The sequence below is a fragment of the Bacillus daqingensis genome (assembly GCF_042654445.1).
Classification (GTDB): Bacteria; Bacillota; Bacilli; order Bacillales; family Salisediminibacteriaceae; genus Alkalicoccus; species Alkalicoccus luteus.
The window spans coordinates 42,174-55,809 of the sequence record NZ_JBHSGK010000021.1; the positions used below are offsets into that span (position 1 = coordinate 42,174).

Sequence of the window (13,636 nt, forward strand, 5' to 3'; positions counted from 1 at the left end):
TGCGGCAACTCAATCCGAAATCAAGTGCCTCACGTTTATTTTTATCCGTTCAGCTTGTGCACAATAGCCTTAACGAGCTGTATGAAATCCTGCTTAACGGCTTCCGTCGTTTCCATTACTTCATCGTGGGTAAGCGGCTGATCAAGAATCCCCGCTGCCATATTTGAAATACAGGAAATTCCGAGAACCCGCATTCCGCAGTGGCCGGCAGTGATGACCTCTGGAACGGTAGACATACCGACCGCATCTGCACCAAGCACTCGCAGCATACGAACCTCTGCCGGTGTTTCGTAGGACGGTCCAGTCGTTCCGGCATATACGCCTCTTTTAATGTCAATTCCATGTTCTGAAGCTGCATCTGCAGCAAGACGGATCATGTCCGGGTTATAGGGCTTGGACATATCCGGAAAACGCGGCCCCTGCGCTTCTACATTTTCCCCAATGAGCGGATTGGTCCCAAACATGTTAAGATGGTCCTCAATCAGCATCAAATTGCCAGCATCAAACGATTCGTTGATGCCGCCCGCAGCATTTGTCACGATCAGCTCGGTTACCCCAGCTGCTTGCATAGCTCTCACAGGCAGCGTAACGAGCTCCATTGGATAGCCTTCATAGAAATGGAAGCGGCCCTGCATCGCGACGACATCTCTTCCCTCGAGCTTCCCTGCGACAAGCTGACCTTTATGGCCTGCAACTGTAGAAGCTGGAAAGCCGGGAATATCCTGATATGGAATAGCTACAGGATTTTCAATCTCATCTGCTAAGACACCCAGACCGGAGCCGAGGATTAAGCCAGTCTCCGGCTTCAGGCTGCCAAGCTTTTCGTTGATATAAGCTGCTGCTTCGTTGATATGATTCATGCTTTTTTTCCTCCTGTCAGTTCGTTTAAAAAGCTGGTGCCGTATTCCGGCATTGTAACCTTAAAGTTATCCGCAACAGTCGCTCCAATGTCAGCGAAAGTACTGCGTCTTCCTAAATCAACGGATCGATTAGAAGAAGGACTGTATGCTAAAAGCGGCACGATCTCCCGTGTGTGATCAGTTCCATGATGAACCGGATCGTTTCCATGATCCGCGGTGATAAGCAGGAGATCATCTTCTCGAAGTCTGCTAATGATTTCCGGCAGTCTTGCATCAAATTCCTCCAGCGCCTTTCCGTATCCGATCGGATCTCGCCGGTGGCCAAACTTTGCATCAAAATCAACAAGGTTTAAGAAGCTGAGGCCGGTAAACTCACGGTCTACTGTTTGCACAAGTTTATCCATACCGTCCATATTCGACGTTGTACGGAGCGAATCGGTCACGCCTTCATTATCGTAAATATCCGCAATTTTACCGATGGAAATAGAATCGAAGCCTCCATCTTCCAACGCGTTCATAACCGTTTCGCCAAAAGGCTTCAGTGCGTAGTCGTGACGATTGGACGTACGTTCCCACGCTCCATCTGAACCAACAAACGGCCTCGCAATGACACGACCGATCATGTAAGGATCTTCCAGCGTCATTTCCCGGACCGCTTCACAAATGCTCCAGAGCTCCTCCGGAGGAACAACTTCTTCATGAGCAGCAATCTGCAGAACGGAATCTGCAGATGTATACACAATCAAGTCTCCTGTCCGGACGTGTTCGGCTCCCAGTTCATCAAGAATATCGGTCCCCGAAGCCGGTTTGTTTCCGAGAATGCCTCTCCCGGTGTGTGCTTTAATCTGATCGATCAAAGCGCTTGGAAAACCTTCAGGAAACGTGCGAAACGGCTGATCAATGTAAAGACCCATGATTTCCCAGTGCCCGGTCATCGTATCTTTGCCGGCTGACTTCTCTATCATCGTTCCATAAGACCCAATTGTTTGTTTCGGCTGCGACACCCCTTTATATGTCTTGATAGAGCTAAGTCCAAGCTGATCCAAATGAGGCATTTGCAAGCCGTTCATTTTTTCAGCGATATGACCAAGTGTATCAGCGCCCGTGTCACCAAATGCCGCTGCATCCGGTGCTTCACCTATCCCTACAGAATCCATTACGACGAGAAAAATCCGCTTATAAGCTCTCATGTTTGTCACTCCTAACTAAATAATGAAGAAATCTTTGTTCTGTTGTCAGAAGTCAGACCTCTATTCAAAAAGCATCACGCACGAGGATGATGCTGTGTATACACTTCCCTCATGCGTACTTTTGTTACGTGTGTATAGATTTGCGTGGTCGAAATATCGGCATGTCCAAGCATTTCCTGAACAGCGCGCAAATCAGCTCCATTTTCCAATAAATGTGTAGCGAATGAGTGGCGCAGCATGTGCGGAGAAAGCTCTTTTTCAATTCCCGCTTCCTGTGCCAGTTTCTTAATAATTTTCCAAAACCCTTGTCTCGTGAGAACGTTTCCGTGATGATTTAAAAAAAGATCGTCACTCTGCTTCTTTTTCATCAATTCAGACCGTCCGTAATCCAGGTAGTTTTGCAGGGCCGTTGATGCATGGCTGCCCAGCGGAACTATTCGTTCTTTGCTCCCTTTTCCTCTGCACTGGACAAATCCCATCTGTAAATGGACATCCGATGTTTTTAACGTACAAAGCTCTGTCACCCGCATTCCTGTTGCGTACAACAATTCGAGCATGGCTTTGTTCCGCAGCTCGATCGGCTTTTTCTTTCCGGCAGGCTCATCGAGAAGCTTCTCTACTTCTGCAGCAGAAAGCACTTTTGGCAACCTGCGTTCCTGCTTCGGTGCATCAACGTCAGAGGAAGGATCCTGAGCCGACAGTTTTTCCCGCAGCATAAAGCGGTGGAAGGAGCGGACAGTAGAAAGCATCCTTGCTGTCGTAGAGGCTGCTCGTCCATTCTCAAAGAGATGCCGGAGAAAACCTGATATATGGTGACGCATGACATCGTTCCAATCCTTTAAATCAGCTGTTTGCTGGAGATATGCGGCATATGCACGCAGATCCCGTTCAGAGGCTGAAACGGAGTTGGGTGAAAGGCCTTTTTCAACCGTCAAATAGTGAATGAATGTTTCTATTTCATGGTGCACATCCTGCCACCTCCTGCTTCTTTCAGAATACCACAGGTACGTACCTTTGTGCAGTTGGCATTGAAAAAATGTCCTGAATTTTATTGACTATGCGATATATTCTTCTGAATCAATAGCTGACAACACAAAAAACCTCAGAATAGTCTGAGGCTTCCGTTCAGCGTAAGTTATAGAATGGGACTTCTTGCTGGTACAGCGACTACCTGCCGTTACACCGATGACAAATACCGTGAAACGTAAGCCGGTGATCTTTAATGTCGAACTTCCACCGCTGTTCCACGATCTTCTCCACATCACCAAGCAGATCCTCCTGAATTTCATCAACTGCTCCGCACTCCAGGCAGACTAGATGATGATGAAAGTGTGTGGCACCTTCTTTACGAAGATCATAGCGGGACACGCCGTCCCCGAAATTAATTTTGTCTACGATTTTCAATTCGGTAAGAAGTTCAAGCGTCCGGTACACTGTGGCAAGCCCAATTTCCGGATATTTTTCTTTGACCAGCATGTAAACATCTTCGGCGCTGAGGTGGTCTTCCTCATGTTCGAGCAGCACTCGAACGACAGCTTCCCGCTGCGGAGTGAGTTTATAGCTCTGGGAATGAAGTTGTTTTTTTATTCTTTCAATGCGCTGCTCCATTGACAGTCGTCCTCCATTCAGCAGCTCCTGTATGAGCGGAGCTTGCCTTCATTTCTGCTATTATTATAAGCAGTATTGAAAATGGGTGTCAAATGATAATGATTATCATAACAATATAATAATAATTATTATTTAGGTCTGCTTGATGACCGTTCTTTTTGCAGCTGCAGGTATTGAACAGCATACAGCGTTTTAGCATCATGAATGGTACCATCTTCTATAAACGCTGATGCTTCTTCTAAACTGACCTCAGCCATCTCAACAAATTCATCGTCATCTGCAGCTTTGTGTCCGGCCTTTAGATCTTCAGCAATATAAATATGTACAAGTTCATCCGCGAATCCTGGACTCGTATAGAACGAACAAAGGAATCTGCATGATCCTGCTTTTATTCCTGTTTCTTCTTCCAGCTCTCTAACTGCACAAACTTCAGGGCTTTCTCCCTCATCCAATTTCCCGGCCGGGATCTCTGCAATTACTTTACCTAATGCTTTTCTGTACTGATAAACGAGAATGAGCTTATCATTGCGGAAGCAGATGATGCCAACTGCTCCAGGATGACGGACAACCTCCCGTTTGCTTTCCTTGCCGTCCGGCAGTCTCACTGTATGATTTTCTAACTCAATTATGCGCCCTTGATAAATGCGTTCTTTATGTAAAGTTTCTTCATGCAAATGGTCCTTCATCATTATCCCTCCATGTTCTGAGCATAGAGGATTCCTTGCAAAACTGCAATTGCTCTACTAGAGTTAATTTAAAGGAGGGGTTGGATGCAGACTAGTACGATTGGCAATTCACTCATTAAAGCTTCTGTATTAGGTTTTGGATGTATGTCGCTTCCGGAAGATTATAAGGAAGCAGAACGAATTCTGCACGCCGCTGTGGACGGCGGAATTACTTATTTTGATACAGCCGATCTTTATCAATTTGGGCGCAACGAAGAAAACGTAGGCAGAGGCCTTACACCTTACAGAAACAGCGTCACAATCGCAACGAAAGGGGGAAATGACTGGAGCTCTGACCAGACAACCTGGAGCTGGAATCCGTCTAAATCTTATTTGATGGAAGCCTGTAAGCAGTCGCTGAAGCGTCTCAACACTGACAGCATTGATGTATACCAGCTTCACGGCGGTACAATCGATGACCCCTTCGATGAAACGCGGGAAGCTCTCGAATTATTAAAGCGGGACGGATTGATTCAGGCCTATGGAACCTCCTCTATACGACCGAATGTTATTAATAAATGGGCGCCTGTTACGGGTGTCGTCTCCAATATGATGCAGTACAGCATACTGGACCGCCGTCCTGAAGAACTCAGTGCCTTCCTCCAAGAGCATTCGGTTTCCATTATTGCCAGAGGTCCGCTGGCTAAGGGGCTCTTAACAGAGCGTTTCACACGTAAGCTCACAGATGAAGGGTATTTGTCCTACTCCGGCAGCGAGCTTCGTGACACACTGCATGATCTGCAAGCATATGCTTCGGACTGGGGCATGACTCTTAACAGCCTAGCTTTGCGCTACGTGCTGGCCGATCCTGCTTGTGATGTTGTTATTCCTGGAGCGAGCTCCGTTGAACAGGTTCAGGAAACGATTCTAGCAGCTGAAGCCGGTCCTCTTTCAGATCAACAGCTGAAGGACATTCGCTCGCTGACGAAAGCTGAGCACTATGAGAACCACCGAGTATAAAAAAAGCAGAAGCCATTGAACTGGCTTCTGCTTTCAGACTGTTGAAAAAGTCTTTCAACTTCCATGTTGATTCGTTTGATTGTATTTCCCCTCTGCTTACCTAGCCTGCCGTGGGCTGGCCTTCAGCTATTTCTCAGGGGCCCCTTTATGAAGGGAAAATGGCGCGGCTTCACTCGGACACAGGCTTCTCACGAGAAGCCTTCAAGACCTAGTCTGGCTCCGCTCGTACGTTGATGCCGTTGCAGATCTGAAGGGCACGGGATCTTCAGGCTGCGCGGCTTCCACGGGCACGCCGGACACATCGGGAAGGATCTATCTGTTTGGAAGCCGATCGTGCAGACCTAACCAAGTACGTGAAACAGACTGCCAGCTGCCGACATCGAAGGAGCTCGACTCCTGGAGGATCAGAACGAGGCGAAGATCCAGCGCTTCCGACGGAAGAAGGAAGCGGTTAGCTGAGCCCGTTCCCTCCGGAAAGCGAGTGTCCGCAGATACAGGCAGATGCAACGTTATTCACCTAACATGACTTCATCAACACTCTGGAAGCAGAAGCCATTGAACTGGCTTCTGCTTTTTTCATATTATGAAGGGAGGTAAATCCGTTTGGCGAATTCTGAACGATGCCCGTTATACGTGCTGCGTATGCTATGCCTCATCTTCGTATTGTTCTCTGATTGACAAGTACTGCTCTTCCAATACGTCATACGATATATAACCCGGACGGTTCATAGCCACTCTGCCGTCTGGTGTGATGATATACGTAGTCGGCATCACATATACACTGTAGAGGTCCTCTACAACGTCCTCCTCATCGATAATCACAGGGAACGGAATGCTGAAATCTTCCGCGAACTGCCTGACTGCATCTATTCCGGGTTCCGTAGCCGTTCGGTTTAGGCCAAGTACATGCACCCCATCATCTTTATAGTCTTCATAAAAAGCCGCAAAATCAGGCATTTCATCTCTGCAAGGCGGACACCAGGTCGCCCAGATGTTTAAAACGACATAATCGCCTTCCAGGTCTGCCAGGCTGAGCTGATCCTCATGGAGGGTCGGCAGAGAAAAGTCCGGTGCCTGCATGCCCGGCTCGGAGCCAACACCATCAAGCGGGTCCAGGCTGACCATTTCCTCTTCTGAAAGCGTCTCGCGTTCTATACCGCCGGCTTCCATATATGCTTCCAGCGCTTCACTGCTTTCTTCAGTGTCTTCCCCATAGTCGACAATAACGACTAAAGCCGCCCCTAAAGCTGCAGCCGCTGCTGCTAATGTAAACCACTTCCGCACGAACGATCCCTCCTCTTCTCTCAGTATAGTTTATAGGAGGGATGAACTTGAATCAATAAGGTGGCAGTTCCATGAACAATCTTTTTGTGCCTTCTCCAATACGTAACGCCACTTCCAATTTGATACCTCCGTTTGTATAAACAGGAAGAATGCAGTTTTTTCGCGAAACGCCATACTTTTCAGTCTGATTCTGGTAAACTAAATTCGTCTGTTGTTCATTTACATATTTAAGAGGAGCGTGCACGCATGTCGTTAATTGAAGCTATCATTTTTGGGATTGTTCAAGGAATTACAGAGTTTCTTCCAATCTCCAGTACAGCACATATCGTTATCACACAAATGGTATTCGGTTATTCATTTCCAGGTCTCGCATTCGAAATTTATTTGCATCTAGCCTCTGTCCTTGCCGTAATCTTTTACTTCCGCAAAGATGTGATTGAAGTAACTGCCGGCTTTCTGAACTACATCATGAAACGGTGTGCCGAGGATAAAACAATGTTCTTGTTCGGCGTTTATATTCTGGTCGCAACTGTCATCACGGGCGGGCTTGGCGTTCTCCTCTCTGATTTCTTTGGCGATGGAATGAAAACGCCTGCTATTATCGCTCTCGCCTTAACCCTCACCGGGTTTGCGCTGATTTTCATCGAGCGCTTTCATCGCTACGGCGCGCGGAAGGAAAAGGATATGACTGTCAAAGACTCCGTTATTGTAGGGCTTGGTCAAACGCTGGCGGTCTTCCCCGGTATATCCCGTTCCGGAGCTACGCTTGTGACCGGACTTTTAATAGGGCTTGATCGGGATACGGCTGTCCGCTATTCCTTTCTGCTGGCCATTCCTGTGATTTTAGGATCTACCGTTCTGGGTGTCAGAGATATCTCTGCAGATATGATCAGCTACATTGGCGGTCTTAACCTGGTTGTCTCGTTTGCCGTAACGTTTATCTTCTCTCTTCTCGGTATTATCTGGCTGATCGATTTCCTGAAGAAGAGTAAGTTGATTTATTTTGCGATTTATTGTTTTGTTGTTGCAGCTCTCGTATTCTTCCTGATTGATCCAAACACCGTTATGGATGTATAAGTGTGTTTCACTGTGGACGAAACAAGGTGCTTGCTAGAATTCACAAATAATGCCGGCGATCAGGAATCTGATCGCCGGCATTTGCTACCTCACTTATTTGCTGTGAATGGTTAGAATCGTTGTTTCGCCTGCAATGACGTTTTCGCCCTCTACTTTATCCATCGAGGCCACTGCGTCACCATTCGTAATGATTACTGGAGTAATTGTGCTCTCAGCTTTCTCATTGACGAGGTCAAGATCGAATTCGATCAGCGTATCTCCCGCCTTTACTTTATCTCCTTCGCCTACATAAGCTTTAAAGCCTTCTCCCTGCATATTGACCGTTTCAATACCGATGTGCAGTAAAATTTCGACTCCATTAACCGTTTTGATTCCTACCGCATGCTTCGTTGGGAACAGCTGCATAATTTCACCCGTTACCGGTGCAACAATTTTACCTGTTGATGGTTTTACAGCGACGCCGTCTCCCATCATTTTTTCTGCGAAAGTTGGATCCGGCACTTCGGATAACGCCACAACTTCTCCATCGGCTGGACTGACGAGAACATCTTTCCCGTCTGCTTCCGGCATCTGCACCTCTTCTTTTTTCTTATCTAGACCAAACAGTTTCTTAAACATGTAGTCAGACTCCTTTCGCGTTTCAATTGTATATACAACTACAAAATACGGTTTACAGTATACGTCGAACACGACGCTGATGCAAGCACGGGCTCATGTTACTTTCGTTCCCCGATTAGGGGTGAGCGAAACCAATTGTCAGTCATAGCGCATTTTGCGCGTCATGCCGCCGTCCACCTTAATTTCTTCACCGTTGATAAAGTTATTTTCGGGTTTCGACAAGTACCAGCATAATGAAGCGATGTCTTCTGGACGGCCGATTCGCCCTGACCAGTGCATCCGGTGGTAATAGTCATCATGTGTTGCCCCTTCGGTGTCGATCCATCCGGGACTGATGGCATTTACCGTAATGCCTTCAGACGCCAGGCTGGCAGCAAGTGCATGCGTAAGAGCCGTGACCCCGCCTTTTGAAGCAGCGTATGCTTCACTGTCCGGCTCTGACATCGTCGCCCTGGTAGATGATATATTTATAATCGCACCACCGTTCATTCTCGCTGATCCATACTGACTCATCAGCATGACCCCAGTGAGATTTGATGCAATCACTTCATTCCAGACTGAGAGCGGGAGCGTTTCAAACGGATGAAAGGTGGAAATTCCCGCGTTATTAATAATGACATGAAACGTTTCTGGAAGCTCTTCCCTGCTGAACAAGGATTTTATCTCATTCTCTTCTCCAACGTTGCATACAAAAGGCGTTGCCCTGCCTTCGATCTCTTCAGCCCGCTTCATTACGTCGGCTGATTTATCGATCATAAGCACATGAGCACCTTTTGCCGCAAAAAATGATGCACAGCTTAACCCGATTCCAGATGCTGCTCCGGTAATAAGTACATTTTTCATATTATCATCCTCCATCCTGGTTAGTATGTCCTCTCTGGTAAAACTTGTGCGGCTCCGGTATACTTTCTGCAGATAAAGGGAATAGCATCAACGGAAACCCGTTACTTAGAAAGGACGTGTCGTATGCCTCATCGTTATGATAATTACTTATTTCGTTTTTTTGTAGTCTGGTACGCAATCGGCGTTATTTTGCTCTCTTTCCATTTAGTTCCCCCTTGGCTCGAGTGGGCAAACGTCGTGTTCCTTATCAGCTCCGGCCTGTTAGGTGTCTTCTATTTTATCCGCTCTGCAGGTCCTGCAGGTGCTGCGGCTGTAATCATTATCTTTTTTGGCTCAATAGCGGTGGAAAGCTTCGGTGTACACACCGGACTGTTTTTTGGAGCGTATACATACGAAACGGACTTTGGTCCCAAACTGATTGGAGTTCCGGTTACAATCGGGTTTGCATGGGTGATGGTGCTCGCGACTACGCACGTGCTTGCTGCTCCCTTGATGAAATGGAACTTCCCTGCCGGAGGGTTTCTTTATGTCGTGTACGGTGCGCTGGCTGCTGTCATTATGGATTTAATTATCGACCCTGTAGCTTATGATGTGAAACAATATTGGGTTTGGAATGAGGGCGGATTGTATTATGATATTCCCTTCTCAAATTTTGCAGGCTGGTTTATTTTATCCGCTGTCTTCCATGCATTATTACTTCTTCTTTTTAGAAGAAACGGCAAGTGGACCAACACGCACTCTTCTTACTGGAGTATCCGGATGAAATGGCTTTATGCGATGATGACCGGTATGTTTATCATTGTCGCGTTAGCAAACGGCTTGCTGCTGGCACCAATACTGACTGCAGTGCTCGTTACTGCTGTTCTGTTGTTCTATTCCTATATGCAGCGGGCAGGTGGACGTGCATGATCGAAGCAGCTCGTTCCCCGATGTTTGTCCGTGTGTTTGATGCCTATAATGCATGGCTGATAAAAAGACATTTCAAGCGGGTGCATGTATCGTTCTCGTCGATTCCGCTCCCAAACAAGCCTTCAATTATCATTGTTAACCATAGTTCATGGTGGGATCCGCTCTTTCTTTTCTACTACAATGAACGAATTTGGCGCCGTAGCAGTCTGGCGATGATGGATGAAGAAGGATTGAACCGCTATCCTTTCTTTGCAAAGCTCGGTGCGTTTTCTATAGGAAAGCGCGCTCGGGCAATTCATGAGTCGCTGCTGTACGCGGAAAAACAGCTGCGAAATGGACACGATATCTTTTTGTTTCCGCAAGGGGGAGAAGCTCCGCTCGAAGAAGCCTATTCCTTCTTTACCGGCGCTGGTCATCTTAAACAAGCAGTTCCTGAAGCGCCTGTTGTACCCGTATGTTTTTATCACGGCTTCCGGCATCACCAACTGCCAGAGTGGACCATGATGACTGGAGCTCCTATTCAAGGAGCTCCCTCGTGGAACCGCAGGCGGTGGACCGAAGAGATGGAGCGAGGCATGGAACAAACCAGGAACATGCTGAGAAATGAGTGGAATGACTCCAAGACGTCTTTTCATACCGTCACGCATGGGCGTGCCGGAATTGGTGAATCCTGGGAGCGGTTCAAACGCCGGACAGGGCGTTTATCATGATGATCACTGCAATAACTGTTGTCCTCTCGGCCTTGCTGATTTGGACCGTTATTAACTTAATTGCGCTGCCTCTACCCTCAGTCAAAGAAACGTCTATAGAAGAGCCATTTGTCTCTATTTTAATCCCAGTCAGGAATGAAGAACGCAATATCCCTCCGCTTTTAAAAAGCTTAGAGCTGCTTTCGTATGACAACAAAGAAATTATCGTACTAAACGACAACTCGACCGACAGCACCGGTGACCTGCTCGCATCAGCATCGGAATCTGTTCAAACAATTGCCGGCGAGAAACTGCCTGATGGATGGGTAGGGAAAGTTCACGCCTGCCATCAGCTTGGCAAAAAAGCTTCCGGCGACTACTATATGTTCATTGACGCCGATGTCCGTCTTCATCCTAATGCAGTTGAAACGGCACTCGCAGCGTTCCGAAAAGATACTGGCCTGATCAGCGGCTTCCCAAAGATTCCGCTCAAAAGTTTGCTGGGCCACCTGCTCGTGCCAATGCAGCATTTTCTCGTTTATGTTCATCTGCCCGTACTGCTTGCTAACGCAACTGCTTGGCCTCCGGCTTCTGCTGCACACGGAGCTTTCATGATGTTCCGGGCAGATGCCTATGAGCAGGCAGGGGGACATGCTGCGGTCCGAAACGATATCGTGGAGGATATTTCGCTCATGCGACAGGTGAAACGATCGGGCTGGCAAGCTCTATTAATAAACCCCCGCCGCTTTGTAACATGCTACATGTATGAAACGAACGCTGAGGTGTGGAATGGTTTTTCAAAAAACATTTATAACGGCATAGGCAGAAAGCTTTTTGCTGGAGCAGGAGTGATGCTGCTTTACAGTTCTTTATTCGCAGCACCTGCCGGCATCGCTGTATACGGCGCTTTGGCTGGAGAATGGGTCTACCTGCTTCCGCTGCTGATCGGTTTCGCGATCAAGTTTCTCGTCGATTCGGCAGCAGGATATCCACGCTGGCTGTTTTTGCTTATGCCGCTGTCTGCTCTAAGTTTTATTGCACTGTTGCTGTATGCAATCTATCGGGATATGACGAAAAAAGGCGTAATTTGGAAAGGAAGAGTGTATGAGTAAACAGCATGTCGTTATTATTGGCGCAGGACTCGGCGGTCTGTCGTCAGCGATCGTCCTGCAAAGCAAAGGCTACCAAGTTACCTGCCTTGAAAAGAACAGCCGCCCTGGTGGGAAGCTGCATGAAATTAAGCTCGATACAGCTTCATTTGACTTTGGTCCAAATACGATCACGATGCCGCACGTGTTTCAGGATGTGTTGAGAGGAGCTGGTCTGGAGCCTGATGACTATTTTACCTTTACGAAGCTGCAAAAGCATACGACGAATGCGTTTCCGGACGGCTCCAGCTTCTCTTTCTCTTCCAATACAGAAGAAATGCGGGAAGAACTTTTTCAGCTTGACCCGGATGCAGCGGACAAGTACCCTGCTTACTTAAAAGAGGCGGAACGTTTGTTCAAGCTTGCGGAACGCCATTTCTTCAGCCGGACTTTCTCAAGCTTTCGGGATTACTTTTCTTTCGGACTCGCAAAGGCGCTGGCAGCTTCAAAGCCTGTTCAGACGATGGATGCCTTTCATCAGCGCTTCTTTTCCGATGAAAGGATCCGCTCTGCTTTTAACCGGTACGCTACTTATATCGGCTCCTCCCCTTTCGCATGTCCTGCGACTTTTTCGCTGATCGGCTATTTAGAGCTTGCAGATGGCGTCTACTACACGAACGGAGGAAACTTCCAAATTGCAGAAGGGATGCGGCGTGCAGCGGAAGACTTGGGGGTATCTTTCTACTTTGATGAAGAAGTAGTAAATCTTGAAGTAGTGGAAAAGCAGATTCAAACCGTACACACAACGAAACGCATGCTGCCTGCCAATGCTGTGATCATGAACGGCGATTTGCTGACCCAGTACCCATCACTCGTACTCGAAAAAAACCGCCCTTCTTTTTCAGATAAAAAGGCAGCGTCGTTTGAACCTTCTATTTCGGCGGCGGTGATGCTTTCTGCAGTCGATACTGTCTTCCCTACTACTCATCACCATGTCTTCTTCAGCGGAGACCCTGAGAAAGAGTTCAGGCAAATTTTTCACGAAAAACAGTATGGTGAAGACCCGACAATCTATTTGTGCACATCCTCGAGATCGGATGGAAAGAGAAGTCCCGATGGCGACAACATCTTCCTGCTCGTGAACGCCCCTGCTGTGTCAGGTAAGAAGACGGAATTTCCAGTTGAAAGAATCTACCGAAAACTTCGCGGATACGGCATAGATCTTCGTCATCATACGAAGGAAAAGAAAGTGATTTTGCCTGAGCATATTGAGAAGTCATTTTATGCTTTCCGCGGAGCGCTGTATGGTCTTTCTGCCAACTCTCGTAAAAATACATTTTTACGCCCTTATAATCACGCCGCAGATATTCCAAACTTATACTTTGCCGGAGGCAGCACGCATCCTGGCGGTGGCTCTCCGATGGTAACGATCAGCGGAGTCCGAACAGCTGAATTATTAATGAGCCACCGATAAAGGGCTGGGTCCGCCACGTTTTACATTCTGCTGGAAACAGTTTTCTGCAGGAACAGTATGAAGCCGTACGAACAGGCGCTACTGTTCAGAGCAGAAGCTGTCATTTTAAGCAGCCTTCATTTTCAACCAGGTTCGTATCAGGGTTCAAAACTTCTCACGAGCATTGTTGTCCGTTTGCAGCCTTGCCTTTCCCTTGTGCGGCAGGTCCACCTCGGAATAGTACGGGAAACAATCTCATCAAAGTCACAGTAAACAGAAGGACATATATCCAAACTAGTAAACAGGTTCCTTTCCGTCCGAAATCAATAAGC

Annotated in this window: 14 protein-coding genes; 6 read left to right on the plus strand and 8 right to left on the minus strand. The window is 47.4% G+C overall.

The window, feature by feature from the left end; translation table 11 throughout:
- Positions 1–41: 41 nt before the first annotated feature.
- The 5 genes from ACFO4L_RS15705 to ACFO4L_RS15725 all read right to left on the minus strand — a co-directional run bounded on the left by ACFO4L_RS15705 (position 42) and on the right by ACFO4L_RS15725 (position 4,344).
- Positions 42–860 (minus strand): purine-nucleoside phosphorylase, encoded by an 819-nt coding sequence (locus ACFO4L_RS15705; protein WP_377910611.1) that lies wholly within the window; start codon positions 858–860, stop codon positions 42–44.
- Positions 857–2,050 carry a phosphopentomutase gene (gene deoB, locus ACFO4L_RS15710; RefSeq protein WP_377910612.1) on the minus strand — a complete coding sequence of 398 codons (1,194 nt, stop codon included), beginning with the start codon at positions 2,048–2,050 and terminating at the stop codon, positions 857–859. Before deoB ends, ACFO4L_RS15705 begins: the two co-directional genes overlap by 4 nt.
- A gap of 74 nt (positions 2,051–2,124) precedes the next feature.
- Positions 2,125–3,018, minus strand: a complete 894-nt coding sequence (xerD, locus tag ACFO4L_RS15715) for a site-specific tyrosine recombinase XerD (protein WP_377910613.1) — start codon at positions 3,016–3,018, stop codon at positions 2,125–2,127.
- 199 nt (positions 3,019–3,217) lie between these two features.
- Positions 3,218–3,658 carry a ferric iron uptake transcriptional regulator gene (fur, locus tag ACFO4L_RS15720; protein WP_168008699.1) on the minus strand — a complete coding sequence of 147 codons (441 nt, stop codon included), beginning with the start codon at positions 3,656–3,658 and terminating at the stop codon, positions 3,218–3,220.
- A 128-nt stretch (positions 3,659–3,786) separates the two neighbouring features.
- The gene (locus ACFO4L_RS15725; protein ID WP_377910614.1) at positions 3,787–4,344 is read right to left on the minus strand and encodes an NUDIX hydrolase; all 558 of its coding nucleotides are present in this window, start codon (positions 4,342–4,344) and stop codon (positions 3,787–3,789) included.
- An 84-nt stretch (positions 4,345–4,428) separates the two neighbouring features.
- Here ACFO4L_RS15725 and ACFO4L_RS15730 point away from each other — a divergent pair, with 84 nt between their 5' ends.
- On the plus strand, positions 4,429–5,343 hold the full coding sequence (locus ACFO4L_RS15730; RefSeq protein ID WP_377910615.1) for an aldo/keto reductase: 915 nt from the start codon (positions 4,429–4,431) through the stop codon (positions 5,341–5,343).
- 645 nt (positions 5,344–5,988) lie between these two features.
- On the opposite strand, the gene ACFO4L_RS15735 is transcribed toward ACFO4L_RS15730, so the two are convergent.
- On the minus strand, positions 5,989–6,627 hold the full coding sequence (locus ACFO4L_RS15735) for a TlpA disulfide reductase family protein (RefSeq protein WP_377910616.1): 639 nt from the start codon (positions 6,625–6,627) through the stop codon (positions 5,989–5,991).
- A gap of 246 nt (positions 6,628–6,873) precedes the next feature.
- Between ACFO4L_RS15735 and uppP the strand changes: the two genes are divergently transcribed.
- Positions 6,874–7,704 carry an undecaprenyl-diphosphatase UppP gene (gene uppP, locus ACFO4L_RS15740; protein ID WP_377910617.1) on the plus strand — a complete coding sequence of 277 codons (831 nt, stop codon included), beginning with the start codon at positions 6,874–6,876 and terminating at the stop codon, positions 7,702–7,704.
- Positions 7,705–7,797: 93 nt separating this feature from the next.
- Here the strand turns inward: uppP and ACFO4L_RS15745 are convergent, their stop codons facing one another.
- Both ACFO4L_RS15745 and ACFO4L_RS15750 read right to left on the minus strand, forming a co-directional pair.
- Positions 7,798–8,322: a PTS sugar transporter subunit IIA gene (locus ACFO4L_RS15745; protein WP_377910618.1), complete on the minus strand. Its 525-nt coding sequence runs from the start codon at positions 8,320–8,322 to the stop codon at positions 7,798–7,800.
- 138 nt (positions 8,323–8,460) lie between these two features.
- Positions 8,461–9,165: an SDR family NAD(P)-dependent oxidoreductase gene (locus ACFO4L_RS15750; protein WP_377910620.1), complete on the minus strand. Its 705-nt coding sequence runs from the start codon at positions 9,163–9,165 to the stop codon at positions 8,461–8,463.
- A gap of 123 nt (positions 9,166–9,288) precedes the next feature.
- Between ACFO4L_RS15750 and ACFO4L_RS15755 the strand changes: the two genes are divergently transcribed.
- Genes ACFO4L_RS15755 through ACFO4L_RS15770 form a run of 4 tightly spaced genes read left to right on the plus strand, consistent with a single transcriptional unit; the run spans position 9,289 to position 13,325 of the window.
- On the plus strand, positions 9,289–10,074 hold the full coding sequence (locus tag ACFO4L_RS15755) for a carotenoid biosynthesis protein (RefSeq protein WP_377910621.1): 786 nt from the start codon (positions 9,289–9,291) through the stop codon (positions 10,072–10,074).
- Positions 10,071–10,784, plus strand: coding sequence for a lysophospholipid acyltransferase family protein (locus tag ACFO4L_RS15760; protein ID WP_377910622.1), 714 nt, complete (start codon positions 10,071–10,073; stop codon positions 10,782–10,784). The genes ACFO4L_RS15755 and ACFO4L_RS15760 overlap by 4 nt, the downstream gene beginning before the upstream one ends.
- Entirely contained in the window at positions 10,781–11,875 is a 1,095-nt protein-coding gene (locus tag ACFO4L_RS15765; protein WP_377910623.1) for a glycosyltransferase family 2 protein, read from the plus strand. Before ACFO4L_RS15760 ends, ACFO4L_RS15765 begins: the two co-directional genes overlap by 4 nt.
- Entirely contained in the window at positions 11,868–13,325 is a 1,458-nt protein-coding gene (locus ACFO4L_RS15770; RefSeq protein WP_377910624.1) for a phytoene desaturase family protein, read from the plus strand. Before ACFO4L_RS15765 ends, ACFO4L_RS15770 begins: the two co-directional genes overlap by 8 nt.
- Positions 13,326–13,636: the final 311 nt, after the last annotated feature.

Excerpts from the sequence above, each read along its gene's own strand:
- ACFO4L_RS15705 (WP_377910611.1), bottom strand. The coding sequence starts at position 860 with ATGAATCATATCAACGAAGCAGCAGCTTATATCAACGAAAAGCTTGGC.
- deoB (WP_377910612.1), bottom strand. The coding sequence starts at position 2,050 with ATGAGAGCTTATAAGCGGATTTTTCTCGTCGTAATGGATTCTGTAGGG.
- fur (WP_168008699.1), bottom strand. The coding sequence starts at position 3,658 with ATGGAGCAGCGCATTGAAAGAATAAAAAAACAACTTCATTCCCAGAGC.
- ACFO4L_RS15725 (WP_377910614.1), bottom strand. The coding sequence starts at position 4,344 with ATGAAGGACCATTTGCATGAAGAAACTTTACATAAAGAACGCATTTAT.
- ACFO4L_RS15730 (WP_377910615.1), top strand. The coding sequence starts at position 4,429 with ATGCAGACTAGTACGATTGGCAATTCACTCATTAAAGCTTCTGTATTA.
- uppP (WP_377910617.1), top strand. The coding sequence starts at position 6,874 with ATGTCGTTAATTGAAGCTATCATTTTTGGGATTGTTCAAGGAATTACA.
- ACFO4L_RS15745 (WP_377910618.1), bottom strand. The coding sequence starts at position 8,322 with ATGTTTAAGAAACTGTTTGGTCTAGATAAGAAAAAAGAAGAGGTGCAG.
- ACFO4L_RS15750 (WP_377910620.1), bottom strand. The coding sequence starts at position 9,165 with ATGAAAAATGTACTTATTACCGGAGCAGCATCTGGAATCGGGTTAAGC.
- ACFO4L_RS15755 (WP_377910621.1), top strand. The coding sequence starts at position 9,289 with ATGCCTCATCGTTATGATAATTACTTATTTCGTTTTTTTGTAGTCTGG.
- ACFO4L_RS15760 (WP_377910622.1), top strand. The coding sequence starts at position 10,071 with ATGATCGAAGCAGCTCGTTCCCCGATGTTTGTCCGTGTGTTTGATGCC.
- ACFO4L_RS15765 (WP_377910623.1), top strand. The coding sequence starts at position 10,781 with ATGATGATCACTGCAATAACTGTTGTCCTCTCGGCCTTGCTGATTTGG.
- ACFO4L_RS15770 (WP_377910624.1), top strand. The coding sequence starts at position 11,868 with ATGAGTAAACAGCATGTCGTTATTATTGGCGCAGGACTCGGCGGTCTG.